This window comes from Devosia sp. ZW T5_3, from assembly GCF_044987315.1.
Taxonomy (GTDB): domain Bacteria; phylum Pseudomonadota; class Alphaproteobacteria; order Rhizobiales; family Devosiaceae; genus Devosia.
This window is the reverse complement of the sequence record NZ_JBJDRE010000001.1, coordinates 208,773-235,000: the sequence shown is the minus strand read 5'-3', so window position 1 is coordinate 235,000 and position 26,228 is coordinate 208,773. Positions and strand designations below refer to the sequence as shown.

Here is a 26,228-nt window from a genome sequence, read left to right as displayed (position 1 = left end):
GTCTTCCAGGCAAGCACGCACGAGGTTTGCCATGTTTCATCGCCCCGACACCAGGATTGCCTTTCTCTGCCAGCCGGAAGATGAGGGCGTCATCGCTCCGCCGGTTCCGGCCAAGACCCATCTGCCCGAATGGTTCCGGCGATTGCCGGCGGTCGACAAGACCAAATATGGAGCATCCGACACCGGCCTTACGGTCAAGCGCTGCATGCCGTTTATCGACGCCATGACCACCGGCTTCATACTGCCCCTGGCCGCCACGGTTCGCCTCGATATTCGCGACAATGGACAAACGGTCACTGCCGGTTGGGACTTCGACCGCACCATGGTCAGTAATCACGGCGCTCACCAGGTGGAGGGGCATCCATCCAGCCCAACACCGCCCTGCAAGTTCCACAATTATTGGTCGATCCGCACACCCAAGGGCTGGAGCTGCCTTTTCGTGGCGCCGCTCAACCGGGCCAGCCCCATATTCGAGCCGGTCGCAGGCATTGTCGACACCGATACCTATACCGCCCCGATCCACTTCCCGTTCTTCGCCCGGGCCGTTGACGGGCTCTATGAGCTGGAAAAGGGCACCCCGCTGGTTCAGGTCATTCCCTTCAAACGGGACGCCACGGCGCTGACTGCCGACATACGGGCAGAGCGGCCCGCCGAGGCGCTGAGCCGCAGCAAGGTGTTTCGCAACACGCTGGCCATGACCGGCTGGTATCGCCGTTTCGCGCGCGCACCGCGATAAGAAACAAAAATCGATCGGGCGGGGAATAAGTTCGGCAATGGATCGTCTATGGTGGTGAGGACATCATGATTGCCACCATTGAAACCCAGCTTATCGACCTTTTGCCGCGCTTGCGGCGCTATGCAATTTCACTCAGCCGGATGGCCGATGTGGCCGACGAACTCGTGCAATCGGCCTGCGAACGGGCCCTTGCCGCCCATGAGAGCCAGTCCGAGACGCTACGCTTCGATGCCTGGATGTTCAGGATTGTGCGCAATCTCTGGTATGATCGCCTGCGGCGGCAACGCAGCCGCGGCGAGGAGATCGAGATCGGCTCGCGTGACGATCTGGTGGTCGTCGAAGGCGAGGCCATTCCCGAGCGCCGCATGCTTTTGGCCAAGGCGGCCGCGGCGATCGATCGCCTGCCTGAGGACCAGCGTGAACTGCTGCTTTTGATCTGTGTCGAGGATGTCAGCTATCGCGAGGCCGCCGAAATTCTCGAAATTCCACTGGGCACGGTGATGAGCCGGCTGGCTCGTGCCCGCAAGCGCGTGGCCGAGGATGTCGGCGTTGAATCGGGCCGGGTGCTGTGAGAACGAAGGGCATCATGAAAAACTACGACGATGAAACATTGATGGCTTTCGCGGACGGCCAGCTCGACGAGCCCGATTTCTCCGAGGTCGCCGCCGCCATCGAAGCCGACCCGGCTCTGGCCGAACGGCTGGAATTGCTGGTGCTGGGCAAGGATTTGACCAAAGCGGTCTATGCCCCGCTGATCGACAGGGCCGTACCCGCGCCCTTGACCCGGGCCGTCAAAACCGCAGTCGCAAATGCTGGCGGCACTCTGAATGTTCTGCCCTTTCGCAAGCGCGGCTTGGGCCGTAGCGAGATTGCCGGCCTAGCGATGGCCGCCTGTCTGGGCGCCATAGTCGCGGGCCCCGCTGGTTACTTGCTGAGCCAGGCACCCCGTGGCGATGGCCTGAACGTCGGTGCGCCACTCAGCACTGAGCTGGCGGCCCTTTTGGCTTCCCTCCCCTCGGGTGGTGAGCAAAGGACTGGCGATGGCACAATCATGCGGCCCATCGCAACCTTCAGGGACGCCTCGGGCGCGCTCTGCCGCGAGTTCGAACTGGACGCCACCTCTTCGACTGTCGCCATTGCCTGCCGGCCGGCGAGGGAATGGCGCGTGGCTTTCGCGCTCGACACGCCCGCAACGGCCGAAGGCTATGCCCCTGCCGCGGCACTGGACGCCCTCGACACCTACCTGCAATCCATCGGCGCCGGCGCCCCTTTTAGCCCTGAGGACGAGGCAGGAGCGCTGAGCGAGTGAGGTGACGGCGAATCCGCAGCGGAAAGCTTTCAGCTGATGAAGAAGGAGCTCACCGACTTCATCCGCGATGATCTCGGCTCTCGCCAACATCACTCCAGCGTTTTCATCGGCGTCGCGAATGCGCCGCGCGCGAAAGCTGCCAGTCCGCTCAAAGAGCTGCGCAGCCCCGACCGGGTGCGGGCCTTCCGCACATGGCTAGTGGTTGCCAACTTGGAAAGAGGGCGCGAATTTCAGCTCTCCTTTTGGGGCAGGACCCACAAAAAGCACACGTTGAACGATGCTGGCTGGGAGGTCGCCATGGGTCAACAAGCCGTCACTTTCGAAGCCATACCGGCTATAGATTGCGGGATTTCCTATCAACGCACAGCCCGAAGCGCCCCGCTGCCTTAGAATTCCCAATCCTGACTGGACCAATGCTCGTCCGATGCCTGCACGTTGGACCGCGGGATCGACGGCGATAGGTCCAAGGCCAAACCATCCATTGTGCAGATCGTTGATGGTGACAGGGGAGAAAGCCACGTGCCCGACGACTTCGCCCTCCTCGACCAAAGCCACGAGAGACAGAGATAGTTCTCCCGACCGCCGTAGCGCTCGAAGAATAGGTGCTTCCGATCCGTCGCTGAACGACATTGGGGCAAACGCCTTCACCGTCAAATCATGGATGGCTTGTTCGTCGGCTGGACGTTCGGCCCGGATTGTCGAATAGCTCAATTACTTGCTCCGTCTTGTCCGGGCTATGTGACCACCTGGCAGCCGCCCCGTCCAAAGGGCCGTTGCGGGGCATGGGCGTCAGCGCCCAGACGCTGCGCGACACCCCTATCACAGGATACAGCCCGCCGTTCCTCATGGAAAAGCGCGAACTTGGCACTCGACGAGCCGGGCGGCGGTAGTGATCTGCCGCTCGGCCATACCTCCAAAGTTATGGCAGCTTAGTTGAAACCATCATCCGGGAACTGAGTTTTGCCCTTCCAACGGGAGAATCCTAAAATGGCAAAACACGAACGTGACCGCGTGGCGGTCGGCGAACAGAGCTCCAAGGGCGACCATGGTGGAAACCGCGGCCGGAAGGATGGCGATCGAGAATGGAGCGACTCCAAGGCGGGCAAGGATCCTCACAGAGGCGGTCGATCTGCGCCATCGGCCGAGGAGGCTCGCAAGCAGCATTGAGTGTGCTGCTTCGTAAACTCGGATATATCGGCTTTGTGTCGTCGCTTCATTATCGCGATACCGAACCGGGCGACATGAGATCGAGATCGACAAGCGCAATGCCGAGCTCCGGGCGCTTGCGGCGGCGCAGGTTGCGCGGGGTTTCCACGAGCGTGATTTCAAGCGTTGGCTTGACGATGCCTGCCAGCAGATGGCCGCCCCGGGTTGAGCCGTCGCTGAGGCCGACAACGGCATGCAGGTGCACGCTGGGTTTGCCACTGTCATCTTCGGCTATGTCGCCAAGGACGCTGAGCACCTCGCATTGCGTATCGACAGCAATAGGCCGGTAATCCTTGGTCTTAAAGTCGAACCAGCCGAGGACTGCCCGCTCGAAAGCGCCGATTGCCGTAACCGAGGCGCCGCCAATGTGGTTCTCGGCGGCGAAGGTCGTGATTGCCGCCAGCGCCTCTTCGCCGGGCTCCAGCACAAGCACGAAGATATTGGTGCCGCTGGCATCGGCCATTAACCTGGATTTCATCGACCGGTCTCCTCGATTGGACGCAATCAATTGCATGGGGCGGCACACCTTGGCATGCGGTCAACGCTCGTAGGTGCCGATCAGCTCGGCCTCTTCGATCAGATGTTCTTCGGCTTGGCGCCAAATCTCCTCTACGCCCATGCCGGCCGGAACCTGGATGGTCGGGACGGACAAGGCGCCCAGACGAAAATGATAGTGATGTACGCCATGGCCTTTGGGCGGCTCGGGTCCATCATAGCTGGCATTGCCGAAATCGTTCTTGCCAAAGCGGATCGCCCGGTCGGGACCGGTATCGACGCTTTGGGGAAGCCCGTCCCGATCGGCGGGGATATTGTAGGTCGCCCAATGGCGGAAAATCCCGCTGGGCGCATCGGGATCCTCGACGATCAGGATGAAGCTCCTGGTTTGCTCCGGCGCGCCGGTCCATTGCAGCGGCGGCGACAGGTTTTCGCCATCTCGTGTGTATTTGACGGGAATGGGCTGGCCTTCGGCGAAGGCGGGACTGTTGAGGGTGAGCGGCATGGCGTGCTCTCCGGTATTTTCAGGGGATCTGGTTTGGAATGGATGGGCGGCACCCAAAGTTCCGCCCGTCCTGGCAAACCAACCAATCCTGTAGCAACACCGATCGAAGGAGCGGCACGCAAGCGCCGCTCCTGATGTTTCAGCTGGTGCGGACCTCCCAGCAGATCAACTGGCCGTCTTCGGCATCATGACGCTCGCCACAGCGGGCGAAGCCATTGCGTTCAAGCACCCGCTGCGAGGCCAGGTTGCCGATCGCCGTTTCGGCGGTCACCAGGTTGACGCGCGGATCGTGCCGGGCCCAGTGCAGGATCTCGCCAATGGCCCGGCCAGCGATGCCGCGGCCCTGCCGCGTCGGGGCCACACCATAGCCAATGTTAAGCTCGCCCTGTTCAGGCGCACGAACGAGCGAACAAAGGCCAACAATCTCGGACGCTTCGACGAGCATCCAGGCGGCCGGTTCGAAACCGGTACGAATTGTCGCCGCCAGACCCGCCAGCATGGCCAGAATCTCCGGCGGGGCGAGTTCGCTGTCGTTTACGAGAAAAAGATTCCGGGGCGCCTTCCCGGCAAGCAGCGCGGCAAAGTCGGTAGCAGTTGCTTCAATAATCACTTTTGTCATCTCAGTTAGGCGCAGGCTTGACCTGCGCAGAAAACCGAGCGGTAGGACTGATCAGGCCGGATCAGTTCCGGCGCGATCTCTTCGCCCTACCGCCATTTAAGGCGAAATCGGGGAAGGTGATCAAAGGCATTCTCCTTGTGCTGCCGCGTCCTTCTATCGATCCGGCGCCGCCTCCGCAACCGGGCAAGAGCGCCAGGGACATCCTGCCAAAGCTCCAGCAAAAAAGAGCGCGATAACAAGGCATACCAATGGTCGTCATGATCGTGACGTGGGCATGTGTGTCTCCCATTCAAGTGGAAAATCCAGGTTCGCCTTGAACCGATCTCAAAATTGAATGCAGGTTAATTGCATCCAGCGTTCTCGCCACACCTAACCTCGCCCGTTGGGCCGAAGTGACGCGTCACGGCGTTCCCGCAAAACAGAATAAGAGATGCCACCTACGGCGTCGGCGGGGTTCGCTATTATGCGGCGCTCCAAGCCGCAGGTCGCAACCCATCACGGTTGATGCAGCGCATCTGAGGAACTCAGTTCTGCGAGTCTGGACTTCGCAAGGGTGACCTCATGCGGGTCTGCGTCTGCGTGTTTGACGAGCGCCGCTTGCAAAACCTTGGCGGCGGTAACGTCATCATTCTTGTAGTCGCTCAACACTTCGGCGGCCCGCAGCGCCTTGCCGAGCGGAGATAGCCCGTTCTGAAGTCGCTTCGTCTCTTCGTGTGGGTCTTTTTCTCCACGGCGAATGTAGAGAACAGAGTTTCCTGCGGGATCTACGACAGTGAAGCGCGTCTGACCGGGCCTCATCCGTGTGATGCGCGGAAGGCCCCGCGCAGGCACCTTGCCGAGCAAGGCCCGAATGGCCTGACTGAAATGTGCGTGAAGTTGCTCCACCTCTGGCACGATCAACAGACACATGCCGTAGGCCCTCGCCGCGTCATGCGCCGCCAGTCCAAAGAAGTGCACGTCGCTCCCTCGCCAGTGCGTGGCTGCATAGGGGTTGGGGCGCTCTTGCCGCTGGATCACTTCGAAGCCAAGCTTCTGGTAGAACGGTAGCACGTCATCGAGTGCCCGGCACGGCAGCAGGGGAATCGCGTTGACGGTCATGACTTGGTATCCATTGCTTTGCGGGTATCTCTCATCGCGGTCAGCGCCGTCATCAATGTCTGTTCACCCAAGTGGCTGGCGATCTGGTTTGCCCACGCAGCGTGGCGTCGTTCCACCACTTGCAGCGCCTCGCGGCCCTTCGTGGTAATGGAGACCAACTTTGCCCGCTTGTGATGCGGATTTGGTGCCCACTCCACAAAACCTTCTCTTTCGAGTGTATCAGCGGTCTGCTGCGCGGCCTGACGAGAGAGCCCCATGCTTCTCGCGAGGTGCGCGACGGGCGCGGCGCCGTGGTCTACCACGCCAAGAATCTGCCAGCGCGCGCTACTCAACCCCGCAGGCTCGGCCAGTGCATCGCCTGCCGCTATCGCGAGTCCATTGAGTCGAAAGATCTCGACGACCAACTCGCTAAAGATATTCCCAAGGGAGGTCAGCTTCATAATGACAAGTATCTGTCATTATGACAAGACATTGTCAATGTATTCGAACTCCGCGGATTTGCCTTGGCATCACGCGGTTGCCACAGTCTTCGATCCGATTGCGGGGCGCATGCAGGTCCATTGATACGTACAGCGAGGTCACTGGTCTGTTCGGCCCACCTAACGTAGCCGTTTCGCCGGCAGTGCTGTAATCCATTCCCTGCGCCACTGCGGTCTCAGCGACGTACCCTCGAGGGGTCGCCACACTAATTGGTCCACTCCACTGCCGTCCACAGTGAGTGTCGAGCCAACAGAACCACGACACGATGGCTCTCCAGCGCTTACATCGCAGACATCCGACTACGCCATTGAGCTTGCTCAATGGCAGCTTTCGGGAAATTAAATAGCGGAACGAATGATCGAAAGGGGTGCGGTAGCTGTCATTCCAGACCGCATATTATACGAATCCGGGGCCGATCTGAACAAAGTGGACCAGCCAGGCTGCGCCGATATTCGATTTGGGCCAGTCTGGCCAGGTCCGCAGTGCGGCTGGCACAACGGATCTCAACCTGGTCCAGCAGGTCATCATGCAGCTTACGGTAGCCGTAGGCCTTGCCGCTCTGCTTCCAGGCGTCATCGATCAACTGCCGGAATGTGTTGGCCAGAGTGTACGTTCTAACGCACTCATTCTGCCATGCGTGCGAGAACCCTTGCCTGGGCCGCCTGCATCAATCCCTGATACCGGCCTTCCTTGCCGGGGTACCAAGGCATCCGACCTATGTCCGCAAAACCGGGAATTGTCTCCATATGCTGCACCATGCGCTGGCGCATGGCCTCGTCCGGGAGGGGGCCGTACATGGCCTGGACGTTGTCCTCGGCATGGGCTGGGTTCGAGGTGCCGCACAGCACGGTGGTGACCGCCGGATGCCCCATAACCCACTTGAGAAAGAACTGTACCCAGGTCGCGGCTTCAAACTCGCGAGCGAAATCGGGCAGCGGCTGGCCTTCAACAACCCTCATCAGGCGAGCCTTCTCTAGTGGAAGATTTATGAACACGCCGACGCCGCGATCAGCAGCGGCCGGCAGCAAGCGATCTTCGGCTCCGCGGTTGAAGATCGAATAGTTGGTCTGGATGAAATCGACGGCGTCAGTCTCCACCAACTGTGCGAGTTGATCATGCGCCCCGTTTTCATGGTGGGTCGCGCCAACATAGCGGATGCGTCCCTCCCGCTTCCATGCCTGCATTAGCGGCAGCACAGCTCCGGCATTGACGAGGGCATGGCACTGCATCAGGTCGATCGTGTCACGCCAAACGCGCAACCTAGACTGTTCGAGGCTCCTCTCGGCATGGCTTTCATCACCGGCATATTCGCCGGTCGACCAAATCTTGTTGGCGACGAATATCTCCGATGCCTCCGGTGTGCCGGCGAGGAAAGCACCGACAGACAATTCCGCCGATCCGTAGAGAGGCGACGTGTCGACAACCCTGCCGCCGCCAGCCACGTAGCGCTGGAACACCTCCTGCAGATTGCTGCGGTCGTCACCGGGTAGCGCATCGAAGGTTAGAAAGGTGCCAAGACCGAGTGTCGTGAGGGTCTGCTCGGTCCTCGGAATGAGGCGCGTCCGCGCCACGGGCGTTGTGCTCGTCGCTTCCGCTTCAGACTGAGCGTGGGCAGGTGTTGCTGCGGAAATGAGTGGTGCCGCGGCTAGAACCGCCGCCCCCGCGCCCAAGGCACCGAGGAAGCCGCGCCGGCCGACACCAGATTCCTTTTGTTCACTCATGATCTTCTCCTTGTTGCATCGGCACCGTGCTCGGGAACTTCGGATCGAAGGCCCCTCGCCTTCCCCCGAAAAATTGCGTGACCGTATCGCCCGTCATCCTCTGGAGTGACGGTCGGTTCGATCTCGACAGACCCGGTTCCGCGTTGGATAATGAAGTGTGGCACGAACCACCACGCTCAGTGTTGTCAGTGACAACATCTCACAAACCAACTGTCTTGTCGAGAGCTTTTCCCTACGGCGTGCCAACCGTTCGCGCTGTCCTCAGACCTGAAGCAATACCAATGACCACCGAGCCCTATCATCATGGAAATCTCCGACAGGCGTTGCTGGACGCGGCCGAGTGCTTGCTGGCGGACAAAGGACTCGACGAAGTCAGCACCCGTGCCGTGGCCAAAGCGGTCGGCGTCTCCCACAACGCGCCCTACCGCCACTTCCCGAACCGCGATGCGTTGCTTGCCGGCCTTGCCCAACAGGGGTTCGAGCGGCTGATCGCAGCATTCCAATCTGCTCTCGTGGGAATTTCCGATCCAAAGAGCAGGTTAATGGCTGTGTCGCACGCCTACATGGCATTCGCGGCTCAGCATCGCTCTATCTATCTGCTCATGTTCAGCCAGGTCATGAACAGGCTCGCATTCCCCGGACTGGACGCCGCGGCCCAGGGGGCATTGAAATGCGTCTGCGAGATCGTTGAGGAAATCCGGGGGCCGGAAGATGCAGAACTGCACGCAAAAGGCGCATGGGCAATGGTACACGGGATCGCAATTCTCATGATCGAGGAGCGACTAATGCAGGATACTCAATATTCCGACACACTCCTCAATTTGGCATTGGACAACTACATTAGGGGCATGACCACGGGGTCATGAGCAAAGCCATAAGTCCTAAGGTGATGGTGCTGCGATCCGATCACGCCAAGGCGTGAAGAGGCGTCCGATATCCTTCCTGTACAAAATCGCACGATCGACGAACGCGACGACCGTGCGACCTGCCCATTGAATCTCTCCCGATGTGGATTGGATTGTATTCGACCTAGAGCGCCATAGTGCTTATTGGCTGCAACACCGCTTCTTCCAGTGCCGACATCCGGATCGGATCGGCGATGGCGTATGCGGGGTCGGCGATCATGTCCACGAAGGTTGAGCGATTGGGATAGCGCACCAGCGCCACCGCATCCCAGGATTGACCGGGTTCGGCGCAGAGCGCGGTCGCACCATCGCCGGCGAAAATGATTTCCGCTCTATACCGGGCGACGATTGGACCGGCCATCGCGAGGTAGTCCAAGTAGCGCTGCCTGCCGCCGTCGGCCTTGAACCGTAGCAGGTTGAGCATGATGATGGGCTGGTCGTCATCTTCGGCTAGAAAACGCTCTATATCGGTAGGGGCAACTGTGATCATCGTCATGCTCCGGTCGTTGGCCAAAGGCCTCGTGAAATCCGCAGCAAATTATGCGATGTTACCTGAACTCTCCATAATGCCACCGCCGGAATAGTTTATCGACCGTACAAAATGGATCCTTTTCTTGATTTCATCCGGCTGCTGCGTCCTCGGGCTGCCCTACTAGGCCGGGGTTTGGACGCGGCAGGAGATTGGGGACTGAGTTTTCCGTCGCTGGGAGACCTTCTCTTTGTGTGGATAGAGGACGGCACATGCCAACTGACACGACCCGGCTACCCTCCCGTGAGGCTGGAAAAGGGAGACTTTGCGCTGGTGCGGACTTTGGTGCCCTTTACGCTGACTTCAAATCCTAACGTCGTGCCAGTCGACAGCGTCGCGGCCGTTGCAGCAAATCAGGGCAACCGCTTGATGCTGGGCTCCGGCCAAGACAGGACGATCTCGCTTCACATGGGCAAATTCCTTTTCTCGGCCGCGAATAAGGACCTGCTGACAGCGCTTCTGCCGCCCATTATTCAGATTCCGTCTCGTTCTCAGAAACTCCATCGGGTTCACAGCCTCCTTTCACTGATGGATGCCGAAGGTCGTGACCCCGGCCCGGCCAGCGAATTCATCCTCGTTCGTCTTGCCGAACTGGCGCTCGTCGAGATCCTTCGGATGCCCGCATCGGATTTCTCCGAACAGGGTGTCGACTCCGCCAGGCGCGGGCTGCTGTCTGGCCTTGGCGATCCGGTGACGATGAAAGCACTGCGTGCCATGCACGCGGATGTCGGGCACGAGTGGACGGTAGAATCCCTGGCACGGCTTTGTGGTGTCTCGCGTTCGACCTTCGCCACGCGCTTTCATGCCGTCGTCGGGGTCAGTCCGATCTCTTACCTTTTGCAGTGGCGGATAGCGCTTGCCAAAGAGGCGCTCGGGTCTGGAACGGCAAAAATAGAGGAGGTTGCCTTTTCCATTGGCTATAAGTCTGGAAGTGCGTTCAGCACCGCCTTCACCCGTGCTGTCGGCTGCTCGCCGAGGCAGTTCGCTGAAAGCTCGTCCCGCCGCATAAGGGAGGAGCCTTAATCCCTAGGTTTGATATACCTGCGTCACGAGAGGGATCAGTTCTTGCCCTGCAATCTTTAATCGATTTTGCCGGTGATATTGTCCCAGCCGGAAATCGCAATTGCCGCCATAGCATGGAGTTCGGCCCGTTCCGCTCCATCGCGGGCGCGGATCGCCATACCGCCCTGGACGGTTTGCATAAACCTCGCGAGTTTGGTCGTGTCCGCTGCAATCTCAAGGTCACCATCGCTCTTAGCTCTGTCAAAACGCGCCTTGAGGCGTTCGAAACCGCCTGAACGTGTTGCTCGCATGAGGTCGCTCAATTCGGAATGTCCTTCGCTGCCCACAGTGGCGAGTGCCGCCATGCACCCCCGCGGCAGATCGCGGTCCCCACCGGTCATGGCGATTGCGGAATCCTGAAGAAATGCCAGCGCTGCCTCTTTCGCGGTCGGGGCCTCCCTGAAGCGGTTCCAAACCAAGCCCTCCCAACTCGTGGAATAGTATTGCAGCGCTTCCGCGTAGAGCTCATCTTTTGAGCCGAAGGCCGCATATAAGCTCTTGGTTCCGATCCCCATCGCGTCCGTCAGGTCGGCAATCGATGTCGCCTCGTATCCTCTGATCCAAAACAGCCGGGTCGCGGCGGCAAGCGCAGTTTGGCGATCGAATTCCCGCGGCCGACCGCGTGAGGGACGACTGGGCAATGAACTGGAAAGGGGCATGAGAAAACTATTTGCCATCGATCACTGCATAAATTAGCTGGCGGCAATTTGCAACTGCTTCCCCTTGCCAATGCATCGATCACTGCACGAGGACAAAGACTGCGAGCTTGCTAGTGCCGACCCGGCCGCCATCCGTCGCGCTGTCAGCGATACGGGCACTTTGGCACTTCACTTTCAAGCCAACAGTGCGGGCATCGGAGCCGCGGCGATGCCGATTTCAACGCCCGAAACGGTCCCTATTTGCAATTTATGCAACGATCACTGCATATTTAAGTTGACAGCTTGCAACTGCCGCTCCTACACAATTATGCATCGTTCACTGCATAATTCACACAGCCCCGGCAGGAACGGATTTAGCACTGATGAGGCCTGCTCGATGAACAGTTGAGGCCTCGAAATCGTAATTAATAGGAGACGTTCATGACAAACCCTGACCTCGAAGCTTTCTACGGTCGCTACATCTCAGCGCTCAATGCCCGCGATTTCGCAACCGTCGCGACATTGATCTCCGACGAAGTGCAAGTAAACGGGACGTCCTACAAGCGCGAGGAAGTGGTCACTTCCCTCAAAGGCATGGCTGATGCGGTACCCGACTTTCACTGGACCGTGCAGGATCTGTTCACTGATGAGCACCGCGTCGCCGCTCGTCTGCACGACACGGGCAAGCCGGTAATGCCGTTCCTAGGGCATCAGCCGACAGGTGCCGCGTTCAGCATTATCGAGTACGGTTCGTACAGGGTTGAAAACGGCCGCTTCGTAGACATGTGGTTCCTGATTGATGCTGCAACGGTCGGCCAGCAACTGCGTAGCGCAGCGTAGCCCGCTTAAAATCCGCAGAGAATATACGTAGCCACTAGGTTGCGGAAGTATCGGCACATAACGTACCTGCCGTGTGCTTCCGTCAATGTTATTAGAGCGCTACAGATCAAGTTGAAACTGGCCGCACGGTGATGCCGATGCGGCCATCGCCTCAGATATAATAGCCGTGTACTAAAGGAGTACCGGAGATCGTTCCGCGCTAACGCAATCTCTGGGACCGCACGACTATCCTTTGTTCAAGGCGGGCGCCAGAACTCGTCGGCATACAAGCATGATCGCGTCTGCGCGCCGATCTGGTTCATTCGTTTTAAGGGCAATGCCATAGGCGGACGAGATGATGATGTGGCTCAGTAGCTGCGCGTCGTTCGCCCCGGCTTGATCGAGCGCTTCGGTGATCAACCGCTCAGTAAGATGTTCTCGTTCGCGCAATTGCAGGCCGGCTCGACGATGTTCGCTCATGAGTTCTGTGGCATAGGGCGAGCCAGCAAGCGCATTGGCCAACACGTTGAACTGGCTTCCAAGCGCGCGCCCGATGCGCTCCGGTAAATCGCCCCCGCTGGCCATGCTGACCTCGAATGCCGCATTGAGTTCGTCCACTAAAGTGTCAACCACGGCGGCAAAGACAGCGTCCTTGTCCTGGAAGTAGGCGTAGAGCGTAGCCTTGGCCACCTCCGCTTCGCGCGCCAGAGCCTCCATTGTCGTTCCACGAAGGCCACGGCGCAGGATGAGCATGCGCGATGTATCAACGATGTGCCGCCGTCTGTTCTCACTTTTGTCAGCCATGACACCCTTTCCAATTCAGGCGCTATTGAACTATCTATACGAAATTCGTATGTTTCGTTCAGTTCACCTGGAGACTAATTTACATGGATCGTGTTCTCGTAACAGGCATTTCCGGCTTCCTCGGTGGCCACGTCGCGTTGCAACTGCTGAACTCTGGCTATTTCGTCCGTGGAAGCGTGCGCAACCTGTCAAAGGCCACGAAAGTGCGGGACACCCTCGCAAGGGCTGGATCAGATGTTTCGCGTCTCGAAGTGGTTGAGCTCGATCTTCTCAGCGACGCGGGATGGGACGCGGCGATGAAAGGCGTCCGCTATCTTCAGCATACCGCGTCTCCGTTCTCGCTCGAAACACCAAAGGACCCACAGGACCTTATCCGGCCCGCGGTCGGAGGCACAGAGCGGGCGCTAAACTCTGCTCTCGCTGCTGATGTCGAGCGTATAGTGCTGACCTCTTCCACCGCAGCCATCACATACGGCCATCCGCAGAACCGCCGCCGGTTCTCGTCAGACGATTGGACACAGCTCGAGGGCGGACAGGTGCCCGCCTACCAACAGTCCAAAGCCCTCGCAGAACGCCGTGCCTGGGCGATAATGGATGCTGCCGGACGCCATGGCGACCTAGCTGTCATCAATCCAAGCGGCATATTTGGACCGCTGCTCGACGAGGACCCAGGCACCTCGGCTCAATTGGTGAGCATGTTATTGGGTGGTCGCATGCCCGTGCTGCCCCGCCTTGGTATAAACCCCATTGACGTGCGTGACGTAGCCGAAGCTCATCTGCGAGCCATGACAGCATCCGAGGCGGGGGGAAGGCGTCACCCGATGGCAGTCAACGGATACTATTTAGCTGATGCGGCACGCATTCTTCGACAGCACTATTCGAGCCGCCGCGTACCGACGGCTCTGATACCCGATTGGTTGGTCAGGTTGGCAGCCATCGCAGTGCCGATGATGCGGCCGATCGTCGATGAATTGGGTGAGGCCAAAATGGTCGACACATCTGCAGCGCTTTCGCTTCTCAACCGGCCATTTGTCACCGCTGACGATGCCATTCTCGCCACCGCCGAAAGCCTTATCGCAAATGGCATAGTGTAGCGTGCCAGGCCAACAACACTGGTCAATGTCCGAAATGGGGTCGGCCCGTCGCCAACAAAGGGCCTATCGCGCCGCTGCTAAAGCCCAGGCGCCGCTGCTTATTGAGCATAGCGCAATGCGCGCCGTCGACACGTGGTGCGATGACGTGCCTCCCGACGAAACGACTGACTTCCAGCGAGCGGTTTCCACCCAGCAGGACGCAGCCATGGCAGCAAGTGCGCGACGCCGCCTGGAAAATCCTGATGGAAGACCCCGCATTGCTCCCGACCCAAAAATTTGGGACGCCTATGGGCGGCTTCGAGCCGGTCGTTGACCTGTAGCAGCACAGCCGCACCAGCTCGGCCTGCCTTCTGGGCCGAAACCTGCTTGTGAAGGATCTTTTTATGCCTGCGAGACCAGCGCTATCAGACCCGCTGACGAGCTGGACTAGTTTGCTAGGCCACGTGGACAAAGGTTGACCTGATAATTCTGGGCTGACTTTAAGGCGATCTACCGGATCAATCTTGGCGTCGAGGCGGCCGTGACCTTGGCCGACTATGTACCGCAGCCGCCCGTGGAAGGTCAGCCTGCACCGACCTGAACGCGATCGATGATCGCGTAATAGGCGTCGAAATCGAGCCATTCGATGCCCGAAACCACTTTGCCGCCCTGCATGTGCATAATGTAGGAATATTCATTGTTGTAAGGCTTGCCATCGAGCGCGGTGGTTGACGTCTTGATGTGCGCTAGCACGGTGTCGCCATCTGCCCACACGCCGCACGTCGTGGGCTTGAGTGGTGCGGCAAAGCGCGAGAAGAGCGCATTCTCCGCCTTGTCGAAAAGCTCCTTCAACCCATGATAGGTGCCCGCAACCGGGCCATGCCCCGCCAGCGTCCACACGACATCCTCGGCGAAGATGGCCTCGAAAAACTTGGAGAAATCGCCGGACGCGTCGGCCAACGCCTCGGTTACGATGCGGTGGTTATTCTGCTCAATAGGGGTGTAGGTCATGAACGTTTCTCATTTGATGCGATTGATAAAATGACCGGCCTTTCAGGTAGACCGATCGTTCCAGAAACATATAGCTATACCAATCGTTCCATAATTGATAGGTGAAATAGCTAGATAATGGGAAAAGGCAAATGACCACATCATCCGCCAGTGCCGCCCCACCCAGTCCGCCGGGTCGCCCCCGTCAGTTCGACAGAGATGCGGCGCTGGCTGCGGCGATGCGCGTGTTCTGGCGGCACGGCTATGCCGGCGCGAGCATCGGTACGCTGATCGCCGCGATGGGGATCAGCCGCGCTACGCTCTACGCCTCATTTGGCGACAAGGAGACGCTGTTCAGAAAGGTCATGGACCTCTACGAACGCGAGAAGACTGCCTACATGCTCGAAGCCCTCGATCAGCCGACCGCGCGCGGCGTAGCGGAGAGCTTGCTCCTTGGCACGATCTGGCTCCAAACCGACACTGCCAACCCCAAGGGCAGCATGGGCATCGTCCATTCGTTGAGCCACGCGCCCGGTGATGAGGACGTGCGCCGCTTCGTTACCGAGCGCGGCGACTTCTGGCGCGCTAAGCTGATCGCGCGGATCGAGCTGGCGGCGCGCGAAGGCGATGTGCCCACATCGCTTGATGCGCGCAGTCTCGCGCTCACGCTCAAAGCGGCCACTGACGGGCTGCTGGTTGCAGCCGGCAGCGGTGCAACCGAGCAGGAGCTACGCGGCATCGTCGCGACCTTCCTGGCGATGTGGCCGGGCCGCTAGCGCGGATAGGAGCGGCAACATTAGGTGTTTCATTGGAAAATGAATGGCCGAATGAGGTCGTTTGCAGATAGGCAGCATCGGGGTGGGAAGGCAACTGCCCGCTTTGGGGGTCGGTTAGTCTTAAAGCGGACAAAGGGCCGAAGGTGCGTGATCGAGGCCTGCCTCAGGGCCTTGGCTCAGGCACCGTGAGGTCCAGCACGATTGCCGGACCGGTCGAAGGGCATAAACACCCCGACAGTCCCCATCATCACGCGGCGACGCGCCACGGCCTCGGTGTCATTGTAGCGATCGATGGCCCATGACAAAGCGAGCACAAGTTCGAAGACTTCTTCGGCCGTAATAGCGACGACCGCCTGGCCGCAGGCCTGAGCAGCCTGCAACAGGCGCTCTGTCTCCTTGATCATTGGTCGGTTTGAGTCGTTCAACGACGCCGAAGGATCGGCATGGGCTGAGGCCAGGCAATATGGCAGATCGTGCCAGATGTGCAGCCGCCACGCCAGCCCAACCAGCCATTCTGCCAGTGCAGGCCCGGGATCGAGCGCAACAGAGAGCCCTTGTCCATAGGCGAGCGCATCTTCGAAGCTCGACCGGATAACCGCAGCGAGCAGGTCTTCACGGGTCGGAAAGTTGCGATAGAGCGTCGCGTTGCCAACCCCGGCGAGCACGGCAATGCCGTCCAAAGACGCCATTACCCCTTCGACCTCAAAAGTTCGGCGCGCCGCATCCAGAATTGCCTCACGATTTCGCAAAGCATCGCTCCGCACCCGGCGGATCTTGGCTGTGGTGCCAGCAGGTTCCTGCTTGGACAGCAAATGCGTCATCGCATCCTCCTTGCATAAGTGGGGTCACTCCCCATATTGAACGTTGCGGGGGCAGTCCCCACTTACATAGAGAGTTCAAATGGAAAAGTCACTCGAAGGCCGGACGGTGCTGATCACCGGCTCCAATGGCGGCCTCGGAGAACAGTTTGTGAATCAGGCGCTGGAGCGCGGTGCGCGCAAGGTCTATGCGGCGGCGCGTACGCCTCGCCAATGGGACGACACACGGATTCAGGCGCTCGCGCTCGACATCACCGATGCCCAGGCTGTTGCCGATGCTGCGACACTAGCATCCGATGTCGACCTGCTGGTTAACAACGCGGCCATTGCCCCCGCCGGTGACTCCATGTCCGGTCCCGAGGAAGAGCTGCGGCGGATTTTCGAGACCAATTTCTTTGGCACGCTGCGCGTTGCCAACGCCTTTGCCCCGGTGCTGGCAACACATGGCGGCGGCACGATTCTTAATATCCTTTCGGCAGCGGCGTGGCTTGGTCTGTCGACCGGATACTCGGTTTCCAAGGCCGCGATGTGGGCGGCGACCAATGGCTTGCGGTTCCAGTTACAGGCCCAGAAGACGCAGGTCATCGGGCTGTTGGTCGGCATGATCGACACACCGATGTCTACCCGATGGGATGTTCCAAAGGTGAGTGCCGCCAGCGTTGTCGCACAGGCCTATGACGGCGTTTCCGACGGCGCGATGGAAATCCTGGCCGATGAACCGACGCGGGGCCTCAAGTCTATGCTGAGCATGAAAGGCGAAGAACTTTATCCCATGCTGCACGACCAACTGGCCTCGTTCAAACCCTGACCGTCGCGCCAGTCCGGCTGAGGGCAGGAATAGAGCCGCTTCCGGCCTTGATCAGGCCGGAAGTTCAAAATCAAGCGGATGGCAGCTTTTGAGACTGCGATCCTGGAGCCCAAATGTCCATAATGGGGCCGGTAGCCGCCCGGCGACTATGGGGTGGGTTTCTGCCTGTCTGCTATCAGCATATGTTCTGTAGAAGCGGAGGTCTCGCGCACATATAGAGGCCTTCCTGGAATTGATCGCGTTACCGTCGATCACTACGCGGGGTGCGACCCATCGTACGTTTGAAGGCGTGGGCGAAGGCGCTCTGTGAGGTATAGCCAACGTCCGCGGCAACCTCGGAAACTGCCTGACCCCTGGCAAGTTTTCGCTGTGCTAACAGCATCCGCCAGTGTGTCAGATAGTCTAGCGGAGGCCGACCAACTCGCTGGGAGAAGCGAAGCGTAAGGGCCGAGCGGGAGATGCCGATCTCTCGTGCCAGAATTGGAACGGTCCAGCGGCGAGCCACCTCGCCGTGCATGAGCTCGATAGCTCTGGCGATGCGCGGGTCTGCGAGTGCCGCGATCCAGCCGACACTGTCTGCGCGGCCGACTGCAACATAGGCTCTGACAGCTTCTACAACGAGGATATCCGCGAGCTTTTCAGCAATCAAGGAGCCTCCGACCCGCCCGGAGTGCACTTCGTCCTGCAGGGATGTCAATGTCCTAGCGACGGCTTCGGCACCGGGCGACAATCGGTCGATGCGCAAAAACCGAGGTAACGCATCCAGGACAAACGACGCGCATCCCTCCGCGAACCCGCTACCACCGCCTATTAGAACCGTGTCGCAGCCGCCACCGAGGCGAACGGTGTCTTGCCCAGGCAAAGAGTAAAGATCCATTCCATCGGCAGGCTCAAGGTTGGGATCGCTTGCTACCGTGTAGTGCGCATTGCTGAGCAGGACAACATCGCCTTCTGCTAGCGGCTCTGGCACATGGTCCGGAAGCATTAGCCAACATCCGCCGCGCACAATCGCGACGAACTTTAGCCGAGCGCGGCCATCAAAGGAGAGCGCCCAGTCGCCACTTGCTTCAAGGGCAGTTCCGCGAACGCTCCGCGTGCCAAGAACGGCTAGGACTTCGGAAAAGAGATCGTACATGCAATTTGGCCAATCGCGACAAAAATACGGTCAAATAAGTATAGATGATCCAGAATGGTCAGCATAGCTAAGTTTGATTATGCAACTCGACCTCGGAAACATCATGACCATTCAAAACAAGATCATCGCTATCACTGGCGCCGGACGCGGCATCGGGCGAGCCACCGCTCTTCACTTGGCTGCACGAGGAGCACGTCTCGTGCTAGGCGCAAGAAGCGAAACGGAGCTTGAAGCCGTTGCCGATGAAATCGAGGCCGCAGGTGGTAAAGCCGTGTTCCTCGTCACGGATGTAACTCAACGGTCCAATCTCGAAGCATTGGTCCGTCTGGCTTGCGATCGGTTCGGCCGTTTGGATGTGATCATCAACAATGCCGGAATTGGCCCAATTTCTCGCTTCGACGCACTGCAAGTAGAGGATTGGGATACCATGATCGACGTGAACCTGAGGGGTACGCTTTACGGGATCGCTGCGGCACTTCCGGTCTTCGGCCGACAGCAGAAAGGGCACGTCGTAAACGTCCTTTCCACTGCAGGCATCAAGATCGTTCCCACAATGGGTGTTTATGCGGCCACCAAGAACGCGCTGCGGACCGCCACCGAGGCGCTGCGCCAGGAAGCGGGCTCCAACCTGCGCGTGACCGAGATTTCGCCCGGCTTCATCGACACGACCTTTGCGGACGCTTCGATTGGCGACCCACATTTGAAGGCTTCAATCAACAAGAGAAAAGAGGAACTAGCTATCTCTCCCAACGCGATCGCTCGGGCCATCGCTTTTGCGATCGAACAGCCTGACGACGTAGAGGTCGGTAGCATTGTGGTGCGCCCCACCGCGCAGGATTGACGCTTTCTCTCCCGACGGCATTAATGTCTGGTCTCGGGCAACAGTAACCTTGGACACAATGACCGAATTGGGGGTCGGTTGCTGACGGGCAAGATAGGGGTGGTCTGCGGACCGTCCGCCTTTAAGCGTACCTGTCGCTCCCTGCACCCGAGTTCTTTCCCGCGTCCTCGGACAGCGTTCTTCCATGGCGATGGCTTTGCACAATGCTCTCGAGCAAACTGAGCATCGTTCGTTACGCTTCCGAACTCCTAGCACCCAGACTGGATAACGATCCGCACTTGATACGAGTGCAAGGGTGACTACCTGAACCAGATTCAACAACGGAGCGAACTAATGAAAGCAGCGGTCTACAGCGAGCCGGGGGACCCGGAAGTGCTTCACTATACCGATGTGCCCGATCCGGTTGTCGGAGCAGACGACGTTCTCATTTCCGTTGAGGCGATCTCCGTCGAAGGGGGTGATCTTATTCATCGACGCCTCGCCCCGCCTCCTGCTCCGAGGCATGTTGTAGGATACGCAGCGGCCGGAACCGTCGCGGCCGTCGGCTCCAATGTTGTGAATCGAAAGGTTGGCGACCGGGTGACTAGCTTCGATCTGGCAGGGTCCCATGCTGCGATGCGTTCAGTTAGGGCCAGCCGGACATGGATCATGCCCGCAGGTCTCGGTATGAATGCCGCAGCTGCTGTGCCCATTTCGTTCGGAACAGCGCATCATTGCCTGCACGCCCGCGGGAAGCTCCAACATGCGGAAACAGTTCTCATATTGGCAGCAGCAGGCGGCGTCGGGCTGGCTGCAGTCCAATTGGCAAGGCGTGCTGGCGCGACAGTGATTGCCGTTACCAGCGGAACAGACCGGGTTGGGCGGCTGAAGGAGCTCGGGGCAAACCATGTCATCGACCGAAAGCAGGAGGATGTTGCGAACGCCGCCCGTTCCCTGACCCTTGGTAAAGGCGTCGACATGGTGATCGATCCAGTCGGCAGTACTCTGCAGCAATCGCTGTCCGCTTTGGCATCGGAGGGAAGATTAATCTTCGTGGGGAACGCTGGTGGAGGCGATCTTTCGGTCAGCCTTATGCCAGCCATGGGAGAGAACCAGTCACTTTTCGGGGTTTACATGGGCACGCAACTCGAAAAGCCGGAGGTTTATGCAGCCGTCGAGCAAATGCTGGGCGAAGCGGCAGAAGGGAAATTAGATGTTGTGGTCGATCGAGTGTTCAGCCTTGAGGACGCGTCTGCGGCTCACAACTATGCTGAAGTAGGTAATCCTTTCGGACGTGTCATCATCCGGCCTCAACCCAGATAATTACTGGCGTCAAATGGCGCCACGATCGGTCACACCGGGTTTCATCATCTGGCTGGACGATGGCAAGCAGTTCAAATCGATGAAACGCCATTTGGCCGGTCTAGGGATGACGCCGGACGAATAACGAGCAAAGTGGGGTCTGCCGTCGGTTTACCCCATGGTTGCTCCAAATTACTCCAAAACGCGCTCAACGATGGCCAAACTGCGGGCCTTGGTCGCAAGCCTTCTCTTCAAGCTTCGGTGTCCATCAAGAGGCCCGGGAAGTTTGCGCCAAATTGACCTTGGACGTCGAGATGGGCTGGTAAGCGAAACGTCGACTTCTCAGCCTTGTCACCCGTGAAGCGGACTTCGCTCAGTCCAGCGCGATGTTTGCGGTCGACCGGACAGCTTTGGTCAGGCGGTCCAGCGAGGCTACCGGCAGCCGAGCGACGATCCAAGACAACGACACTGCGATTCGAGTATCAGGCACCAACTCCACGAGTGTGCCGGCTGCAAGGCATGGTTCGGCCAATTTGAGGGGCTGCATGCCCCAGGCGAGCCCGGCGACTGCTAGATCGATGAACGCATGGGTTGAGGCAACGGAATAGATGGGAGCATCTAGCTCAAAGCCGAGCATCTGCTTGGCCCACCTCACCTGAAGGCTGTCCCGTCGGTCGAAACGTAGGCAGGGTGCTTTGGCAAGCCCGTGAGCATCTATCCCGTGTGGAAAGAACCGGGCAACGAAGTCAGGGCTGGCGCAAGCCGCATAGGGCAACGAACCGAGGGGGATTTTGCGGCATCCCTGAACATCACCCGCCTCCGCAGTGACTGCTGCTACGACCTCCCCGGATCGAAGACGCTCGGCTGTGTGCGTCTCGTCATCAAGGATCAAGTCGAGCGGAATATCCGTTGCAAGACCAAATTGCCTTGCCGCCTCGGGGAACCACGTTGCCAGGCTATCGGAGTTCACCGCCACCTTCAGGGCAAGGTGCCGTTGCTCTTTTCTATCCAGCACAAGTTCTGGTCCCAGCTCTGTCTCAAGCAAGCGAACCCGATCGAAATGGGCCGTGACTGTTCGGCCCAACTCGGTGGGCTCGCAGGGCCGGCCTCGAACGATAAGGACGCCGCCCAGTCGCTCTTCAAGGCCGCGCACACGTTGAGAAACGGCAGAAGGCGTAATGCCCAGGACAATAGCAGCACGTTCAAAGCTGCCTTCGTTGATGACGGCAGCAACTGTAGCAAGAGCTGGGTAATCGAGCATGGATGAAGCTAAACTTCATCACGTTAAGCTTTTCAAGTTTTACTTGCGGACTGGCTGGAGTCATGAGCTCAGCTATGACAACCCTCCTGCCACCCTTCCTCTCAGGCTTTGCCCTCTCCGCAGCACTCATCGTCGCCATCGGCGCACAGAACCTGTTCGTTCTACGCCAAGGGCTTAGAGCCGAGCATGTGGGGCCGATTGTGCTCTTCTTCGGCGTGTCCGACGCGTTGTTGATCGCTGCCGGCGTCAGCGGCGTCGGCGCCTTCCTTTCAGCTGCTCCCCAACTCACCACCCTCCTTGCGATAGGAGGAGCCGTTTTCCTCGGCTGGTATGGGATCTTAGCTCTTCGCCGGGTGGCTTCGCCCAACGCCATGTCCGTAGCGGAGGGGACCGGTATGTCGCTTGGGCAGACTATTGTCACCGGCGCCGCATTCACCTTCCTTAACCCACACGTCTACCTCGACACGGTGTTGCTCATGGGAACGGCTGGTTCGGCGCAACCGGAAGATCTGCGCCCGATCTTCGCACTGGGAGCGGCGGCGGCAAGCTTCATCTGGTTCGCCACCCTTGGTTATGGTGCCCGTCTTCTGCAGCCTATCTTCATCCGTCCATCCGCTTGGCAGGCTCTGGATTTGGTAGTCGGCATTGTCATGCTAAGCCTTGCCGCTTCGCTCCTTATCGGAGCGTTCAATCATTTGAGCTGATCATGTCCAGTCCCTCTCCCTTCATAGGCTTTGCGCCTTCCCGGTCCCGCTGCGGATAGTTAGAGATCCTGCCGCGATTGCAGGAGCGGCTTGCGCTGCTGGAGTTCGCTCCATAGGCCTGCTCGGATCGACCGGCATCTATGCCTATCTCTCGCGACGAACCTCTCCGGGCAATAGAGGCGGCAGTAGAGTGCGTCGGACGCCGCGTGCAGATAAGTTGACACTCTATTGAACCCGCAATGCTTCGATCAGCACCCTCAAGCTGGCTGACGGCAACCGCTGGCTGGGATGATAGAGGAAGAAACCAAATATTGGCGGGCACCAGTCCTCAAGAACGCGGTGCAGCCTTCCCGCTGCGATGTCCTCCGCAGCGTCGTCTTCAGCCATCATGGCGATACCGATACCGTCAAGCGTGGCCTGCCGGATCATGGGCTCGGAATTGATGATCAGCGGACCGGTGGATACTATTTCAATGCTCTCGTCACCACGCGCGAAATGCCAACGATGGATGCCTCGCCCAGCTGCGTAGCGCCGGCCGATACAAAGATGGCTTGTCAAATCCCGCGGGACGATGGGCACCGGATGCTTCTCCCAATATGCCGGAGACGCCACGACGGCGGCGCTCATATTGGTACTGACGCGAACCGAAGTCATGCCCTCCGCGACGCTTTCTCCGAGCCGAATTCCCGCGTCATAGCCTTCCCGAACGATATCGACGAAGCCATCGTCGACTGACACGTCGAGCATGACATCGGGATAGGATTGCACGAACTTGGAGAGCCTTGGCCCAAGAACTGACCTGGCTGCACTTTGCGGGAGCGTCAGCCGCACGGTGCCGACAGGTGCGGAACGGTGGTGGTTGATAGCTTCCTGGGCACCATTGAGCGCCGACAGCGCCGGGCTGAGTTGCGCCAACAAGGCCAGCCCAGCATCTGTTGCTGCAACGCTGCGTGTGGTGCGGGCCAGAAGTTTTACCCCGAGCCGCTCTTCGAGCGCTCGTACCGAATGACTGAGTGTCGACGGCCTTAAATTGAGGTCAACCGCGGCACGCTTGAAGCTCCGGGCTTCGGCCACTGCGGCAAAAGCGACCAATTCGGAGAACTCGGAAGCCCGGATCATTGATGAACTGTACCCAGCTATATGCGCCTCAATTAGCAGCTTATCGCGCATCAGCGAAACCTGCAAACTCGGCGAAACATAGGAACTTGCACAATGACCGCGTCTGTTGTTCTCAACCGTCCCGCCCATGGATTTGCCGCCCTGGAGCGCAATGCTCCAGTAGTGCCCTTTGATTTTTCGCGTCGAGCCCTGCGCGATCATGATGTGGCGCTGGACGTTCTGTTCTGTGGAATCTGCCATACAGACCTGCACATGATCGGTCCCTGGGGGCAGGAATTCCCTCTGGTCCCCGGTCATGAGATGGTCGGTCGCGTCACGGAGGTTGGCGCGCATGTGTCGGACTTTGCGCCTGGCGATCTGGTCGCCATTTCCGTCATCGTCGATAGCTGTGGTGTCTGTCATCCGTGCCAGGCTCATGACGAGACTTATTGCGAGGCAGGCCCCACGTCGACTTACGACAGCATCGATCGGGTCGATGGCATCCGCACACGCGGCGGCTATTCCGACACCTATGTGGCTGATGAACGTTTCGTGCACCGCATCCCGGACGGGCTTGACCTGGCCGGGGCAGCGCCGCTGCTTTGCGCAGGCGTGACCAGTTTTGCGCCCATGCGGCACTGGAAGGTCGGCCCCGGCCAAACCGTGGGTGTCGTTGGAATCGGGGGCCTGGGCCATCTTGGTGTTAAATTTGCGAGGGCGATGGGCGCACATGTGGTTGCTTTCACCACTTCGGCCCCAAAGACGCAGGACGCTCTATCGCTCGGCGCTCACGAAGTGGTGCTCTCCTCTGATGCAGCTGCCATGGCTGCCCAGGCATTTCGCTTCGATTTTATTCTCGACACAGTATCGGCGACCCATGAGATCAACCCATACCTTACGGCCCTGCACTACAATGGTGTGCTGTGCGCCGTAGGCATTCCTGACGCATTGTCTCCGGCTCCCTACCTGCTCGCCAGCGGTCGGCGCAGCCTTGCCAGCTCCGGCGCTGGTGGCACACGCGAAATCCGCGAGATGCTGGAGTTTTGTGCCGAACACGGCATCGTTGCCGACGTGGAAGTTGTCGGCAAGAGCGAAATCAACCAGGCGCTCGAACGCCTGCGCAACAATGATGTGCGCTTTCGCTTTGTGATCGACATGTCACGCGACTGAAGGCGTTGCCGGGTATCGAACGGCATATCTGCCTGAGGTTCTGGTCTCAAGCAAGGTCCGGTTCCCGACCTACGCGAACGCCCGACTTGGGGTCGGTGGCGGACCGGCTACTTCGGGGGAAGCCAGTCCGCTTTCGGATTTTATGCGCTTTAGGCGGACAACACGATAAGGTTGAGCATTTCTGGTTGGCTACAACAAGGTTGTGCCCGAAGCCGACTAGGCACCCTCTCAGGGGCCAAAACCTGCCCAGGCAAGTTGCTGCGGCAGCGCTTTGCGCAACTGTCAGACTTACGCTGTCCGAAGTGCAGCGTCTCCATGGCTTCCACCCCTGCTCACCACTACGCAGTTTGCACCGTTCGGCTGGCATACTCACTATAGAGACGCTGCTGGTTTAAGACGTCCTGCTTCGGGGCAATACCAAATGTCCGCGAGTACTCCCGGCTGAATTGCGACGCGCTCTCGTAACCAACCTTATAGGCGGCCTCCGCCACATTGGCCGCCTCTGATACCATCAGGCGCCTTGCCTCCAGAAGGCGTAATTGCTTCTGAAACTGAAGCGGCGTCATCGAGGTCAAGGCCTTGAAGTGCTGATGGAACGACGATGGGCTCATGCGCGCCACCTCGGCCAATTGCTCAATCCGCAAGGTCTGAGCGAAATTCAGGTGCAGCATGGCGACGGCTTTGACAACTCGCTCGATGTTTGATTCTGGCAGCGCCAGCTTGCAGATTTCTCCGCCGTGCGGCCCACTCAGCAGCCAATAGTAAACTTCGCGCATCACCGAGGGATAAAGGATCGGGATCGCCTTCGGCGTCGCCAGCATCCGCATCAGGCGCAGTACGCAGTCCGCCAGAGCCTCATCAACTTTACCCACGAACACGCAGGGGCTGGAATTCGCAACCGGGATTGGCGGCTCGCCCAACTGTTCGAGTACCTCGCGCATCGTCGCCACGTCTAAGTCTAGGGTGACACCAACATATGGCTCGGTCGGACTTGCGGCCACGATCCGCCCGGTGGCCGGAAGTTCGACGCTGACGACCAGACACTCCATTGCGCCGTAATCAAGCCGGTCCTCGCCGAAGTGAATCTCTTTAGCGCCCTGGATCACCACGCAGAGCGAGGGACGATATAGCGCCCGCATCGGCATCATCGCCTGGAAGGAACGAACGATATTGAAGCTTTCGATCGGCGTGGGAAAGAGGCCCTGACCACCACCCTGTTCTTCAATGTAGGCGCTGGCCGCAGTGAGTAGCGATGACGACATTTGGGCCTCCCGTCGAGTGCCGGGCCAGCGCAGCACACGGCCTTCGGTCGAGAGGGTATTGCCATCTGGATGAATAGGCAAGTTT

30 protein-coding genes and 3 pseudogenes are annotated in these 26,228 nt (G+C 59.2%); 16 read left to right on the top strand and 17 right to left on the bottom strand.

Annotation, left to right across the window (positions count from 1 at the left end; translation table 11 throughout):
* The first annotated feature begins 31 nt into the window (after positions 1–31).
* The 3 genes from ACI3KW_RS01155 (at position 32) to ACI3KW_RS01145 (ending at position 2,045) form a co-directional block, all read left to right on the top strand.
* Positions 32–736, top strand: coding sequence for a hypothetical protein (locus ACI3KW_RS01155; protein WP_404846560.1), 705 nt, complete (start codon positions 32–34; stop codon positions 734–736).
* 65 nt (positions 737–801) lie between these two features.
* On the top strand, positions 802–1,308 hold the full coding sequence (locus tag ACI3KW_RS01150; RefSeq protein WP_404846559.1) for an RNA polymerase sigma factor: 507 nt from the start codon (positions 802–804) through the stop codon (positions 1,306–1,308).
* Positions 1,309–1,322: 14 nt separating this feature from the next.
* A complete protein-coding gene (locus tag ACI3KW_RS01145; protein WP_404846558.1) occupies positions 1,323–2,045 on the top strand; it encodes an anti-sigma factor family protein in 723 nt (240 codons plus the stop codon).
* 195 nt (positions 2,046–2,240) lie between these two features.
* Here ACI3KW_RS01145 and ACI3KW_RS01140 read toward each other — a convergent pair whose 3' ends face one another.
* The 8 genes and pseudogenes from ACI3KW_RS01140 to ACI3KW_RS01105 form a co-directional block, all read right to left on the bottom strand.
* Positions 2,241–2,741 carry a GNAT family N-acetyltransferase gene (locus ACI3KW_RS01140; RefSeq protein ID WP_404846782.1) on the bottom strand — a complete coding sequence of 167 codons (501 nt, stop codon included), beginning with the start codon at positions 2,739–2,741 and terminating at the stop codon, positions 2,241–2,243.
* Positions 2,742–3,261: 520 nt separating this feature from the next.
* Entirely contained in the window at positions 3,262–3,729 is a 468-nt protein-coding gene (locus tag ACI3KW_RS01135) for a PPC domain-containing DNA-binding protein (protein WP_404846557.1), read from the bottom strand.
* A gap of 60 nt (positions 3,730–3,789) precedes the next feature.
* A complete protein-coding gene (locus ACI3KW_RS01130) occupies positions 3,790–4,251 on the bottom strand; it encodes a YbhB/YbcL family Raf kinase inhibitor-like protein (protein WP_404846556.1) in 462 nt (153 codons plus the stop codon).
* Between the two features lie 139 nt (positions 4,252–4,390).
* The gene (locus tag ACI3KW_RS01125) at positions 4,391–4,870 is read right to left on the bottom strand and encodes a GNAT family N-acetyltransferase (RefSeq protein WP_404846555.1); all 480 of its coding nucleotides are present in this window, start codon (positions 4,868–4,870) and stop codon (positions 4,391–4,393) included.
* A gap of 495 nt (positions 4,871–5,365) precedes the next feature.
* Positions 5,366–5,968 carry a hypothetical protein gene (locus ACI3KW_RS01120; protein ID WP_404846553.1) on the bottom strand — a complete coding sequence of 201 codons (603 nt, stop codon included), beginning with the start codon at positions 5,966–5,968 and terminating at the stop codon, positions 5,366–5,368.
* A complete protein-coding gene (locus ACI3KW_RS01115) occupies positions 5,965–6,408 on the bottom strand; it encodes a MarR family winged helix-turn-helix transcriptional regulator (RefSeq protein WP_404846552.1) in 444 nt (147 codons plus the stop codon). The genes ACI3KW_RS01120 and ACI3KW_RS01115 overlap by 4 nt, the downstream gene beginning before the upstream one ends.
* A 482-nt stretch (positions 6,409–6,890) precedes the next feature.
* Positions 6,891–7,034, bottom strand: a pseudogene (locus ACI3KW_RS01110) (IS3 family transposase); the annotation flags it as partial.
* A gap of 37 nt (positions 7,035–7,071) precedes the next feature.
* Entirely contained in the window at positions 7,072–8,169 is a 1,098-nt protein-coding gene (locus ACI3KW_RS01105) for an aldo/keto reductase (protein WP_404846551.1), read from the bottom strand.
* 281 nt (positions 8,170–8,450) lie between these two features.
* Between ACI3KW_RS01105 and ACI3KW_RS01100 the strand changes: the two genes are divergently transcribed.
* Entirely contained in the window at positions 8,451–9,035 is a 585-nt protein-coding gene (locus ACI3KW_RS01100) for a TetR/AcrR family transcriptional regulator (protein ID WP_404846550.1), read from the top strand.
* Between the two features lie 163 nt (positions 9,036–9,198).
* On the opposite strand, the gene ACI3KW_RS01095 is transcribed toward ACI3KW_RS01100, so the two are convergent.
* A complete protein-coding gene (locus ACI3KW_RS01095) occupies positions 9,199–9,564 on the bottom strand; it encodes a DUF1330 domain-containing protein (protein WP_404846549.1) in 366 nt (121 codons plus the stop codon).
* Positions 9,565–9,675: 111 nt separating this feature from the next.
* Here ACI3KW_RS01095 and ACI3KW_RS01090 point away from each other — a divergent pair, with 111 nt between their 5' ends.
* Positions 9,676–10,626: an AraC family transcriptional regulator gene (locus tag ACI3KW_RS01090; protein WP_404846548.1), complete on the top strand. Its 951-nt coding sequence runs from the start codon at positions 9,676–9,678 to the stop codon at positions 10,624–10,626.
* A gap of 56 nt (positions 10,627–10,682) precedes the next feature.
* On the opposite strand, the gene ACI3KW_RS01085 is transcribed toward ACI3KW_RS01090, so the two are convergent.
* Positions 10,683–11,342, bottom strand: a complete 660-nt coding sequence (locus tag ACI3KW_RS01085; RefSeq protein ID WP_404846547.1) for a TetR/AcrR family transcriptional regulator — start codon at positions 11,340–11,342, stop codon at positions 10,683–10,685.
* 402 nt (positions 11,343–11,744) lie between these two features.
* Here ACI3KW_RS01085 and ACI3KW_RS01080 point away from each other — a divergent pair, with 402 nt between their 5' ends.
* On the top strand, positions 11,745–12,143 hold the full coding sequence (locus ACI3KW_RS01080; protein WP_404846546.1) for an ester cyclase: 399 nt from the start codon (positions 11,745–11,747) through the stop codon (positions 12,141–12,143).
* A 225-nt stretch (positions 12,144–12,368) separates the two neighbouring features.
* Here the strand turns inward: ACI3KW_RS01080 and ACI3KW_RS01075 are convergent, their stop codons facing one another.
* Positions 12,369–12,926, bottom strand: a complete 558-nt coding sequence (locus ACI3KW_RS01075) for a TetR/AcrR family transcriptional regulator (RefSeq protein ID WP_404846545.1) — start codon at positions 12,924–12,926, stop codon at positions 12,369–12,371.
* A gap of 83 nt (positions 12,927–13,009) precedes the next feature.
* On the opposite strand from ACI3KW_RS01075, the gene ACI3KW_RS01070 reads away from it, so the two are divergent.
* Positions 13,010–14,020: an NAD-dependent epimerase/dehydratase family protein gene (locus tag ACI3KW_RS01070; RefSeq protein ID WP_404846544.1), complete on the top strand. Its 1,011-nt coding sequence runs from the start codon at positions 13,010–13,012 to the stop codon at positions 14,018–14,020.
* 25 nt (positions 14,021–14,045) lie between these two features.
* Positions 14,046–14,333 carry a DUF1428 family protein gene (locus ACI3KW_RS01065; protein WP_404846781.1) on the top strand — a complete coding sequence of 96 codons (288 nt, stop codon included), beginning with the start codon at positions 14,046–14,048 and terminating at the stop codon, positions 14,331–14,333.
* Between the two features lie 248 nt (positions 14,334–14,581).
* Here ACI3KW_RS01065 and ACI3KW_RS01060 read toward each other — a convergent pair whose 3' ends face one another.
* Positions 14,582–15,010 carry a nuclear transport factor 2 family protein gene (locus ACI3KW_RS01060; RefSeq protein WP_404846543.1) on the bottom strand — a complete coding sequence of 143 codons (429 nt, stop codon included), beginning with the start codon at positions 15,008–15,010 and terminating at the stop codon, positions 14,582–14,584.
* A 131-nt stretch (positions 15,011–15,141) separates the two neighbouring features.
* On the opposite strand from ACI3KW_RS01060, the gene ACI3KW_RS01055 reads away from it, so the two are divergent.
* A complete protein-coding gene (locus tag ACI3KW_RS01055; protein ID WP_404846542.1) occupies positions 15,142–15,765 on the top strand; it encodes a TetR/AcrR family transcriptional regulator in 624 nt (207 codons plus the stop codon).
* 176 nt (positions 15,766–15,941) lie between these two features.
* On the opposite strand, the gene ACI3KW_RS01050 is transcribed toward ACI3KW_RS01055, so the two are convergent.
* Entirely contained in the window at positions 15,942–16,586 is a 645-nt protein-coding gene (locus ACI3KW_RS01050; protein WP_404846541.1) for a TetR/AcrR family transcriptional regulator, read from the bottom strand.
* A 79-nt stretch (positions 16,587–16,665) separates the two neighbouring features.
* On the opposite strand from ACI3KW_RS01050, the gene ACI3KW_RS01045 reads away from it, so the two are divergent.
* On the top strand, positions 16,666–17,391 hold the full coding sequence (locus tag ACI3KW_RS01045) for an SDR family oxidoreductase (protein ID WP_404846540.1): 726 nt from the start codon (positions 16,666–16,668) through the stop codon (positions 17,389–17,391).
* Between the two features lie 241 nt (positions 17,392–17,632).
* On the opposite strand, the gene ACI3KW_RS01040 is transcribed toward ACI3KW_RS01045, so the two are convergent.
* On the bottom strand, positions 17,633–18,526 hold the full coding sequence (locus ACI3KW_RS01040) for an AraC family transcriptional regulator (protein WP_404846539.1): 894 nt from the start codon (positions 18,524–18,526) through the stop codon (positions 17,633–17,635).
* A 103-nt stretch (positions 18,527–18,629) separates the two neighbouring features.
* Here ACI3KW_RS01040 and ACI3KW_RS01035 point away from each other — a divergent pair, with 103 nt between their 5' ends.
* The 3 genes and pseudogenes from ACI3KW_RS01035 to ACI3KW_RS01025 all read left to right on the top strand — a co-directional run.
* Positions 18,630–19,367 carry an SDR family oxidoreductase gene (locus tag ACI3KW_RS01035; RefSeq protein WP_404846538.1) on the top strand — a complete coding sequence of 246 codons (738 nt, stop codon included), beginning with the start codon at positions 18,630–18,632 and terminating at the stop codon, positions 19,365–19,367.
* 333 nt (positions 19,368–19,700) lie between these two features.
* On the top strand, positions 19,701–20,669 hold the full coding sequence (locus ACI3KW_RS01030; RefSeq protein ID WP_404846537.1) for a zinc-binding alcohol dehydrogenase family protein: 969 nt from the start codon (positions 19,701–19,703) through the stop codon (positions 20,667–20,669).
* 22 nt (positions 20,670–20,691) lie between these two features.
* A pseudogene (locus ACI3KW_RS01025) lies at positions 20,692–20,948 on the top strand (MucR family transcriptional regulator); the annotation flags it as partial.
* Between the two features lie 73 nt (positions 20,949–21,021).
* Here the strand turns inward: ACI3KW_RS01025 and ACI3KW_RS01020 are convergent.
* Positions 21,022–21,909, bottom strand: coding sequence for a LysR family transcriptional regulator ArgP (locus ACI3KW_RS01020; protein WP_404846536.1), 888 nt, complete (start codon positions 21,907–21,909; stop codon positions 21,022–21,024).
* A gap of 74 nt (positions 21,910–21,983) precedes the next feature.
* Between ACI3KW_RS01020 and ACI3KW_RS01015 the strand changes: the two genes are divergently transcribed.
* Together ACI3KW_RS01015 and ACI3KW_RS01010 are read left to right on the top strand one after the other, a co-directional pair.
* Positions 21,984–22,613 carry a LysE/ArgO family amino acid transporter gene (locus ACI3KW_RS01015; protein ID WP_404846780.1) on the top strand — a complete coding sequence of 210 codons (630 nt, stop codon included), beginning with the start codon at positions 21,984–21,986 and terminating at the stop codon, positions 22,611–22,613.
* A gap of 49 nt (positions 22,614–22,662) precedes the next feature.
* Positions 22,663–22,828: pseudogene (locus ACI3KW_RS01010) on the top strand (dihydrodipicolinate synthase family protein); the annotation flags it as partial.
* Positions 22,829–22,838: 10 nt separating this feature from the next.
* Here the strand turns inward: ACI3KW_RS01010 and ACI3KW_RS01005 are convergent.
* A complete protein-coding gene (locus ACI3KW_RS01005) occupies positions 22,839–23,783 on the bottom strand; it encodes a LysR substrate-binding domain-containing protein (protein WP_404846535.1) in 945 nt (314 codons plus the stop codon).
* 42 nt (positions 23,784–23,825) lie between these two features.
* Here ACI3KW_RS01005 and ACI3KW_RS01000 point away from each other — a divergent pair, with 42 nt between their 5' ends.
* Entirely contained in the window at positions 23,826–24,881 is a 1,056-nt protein-coding gene (locus ACI3KW_RS01000; RefSeq protein ID WP_404846534.1) for an NAD(P)-dependent alcohol dehydrogenase, read from the top strand.
* 338 nt (positions 24,882–25,219) lie between these two features.
* Here ACI3KW_RS01000 and ACI3KW_RS00995 read toward each other — a convergent pair whose 3' ends face one another.
* Complete coding sequence (locus tag ACI3KW_RS00995; protein WP_404846779.1) at positions 25,220–26,143, bottom strand: AraC family transcriptional regulator N-terminal domain-containing protein; 924 nt, start codon at positions 26,141–26,143, stop codon at positions 25,220–25,222.
* Positions 26,144–26,228: the final 85 nt, after the last annotated feature.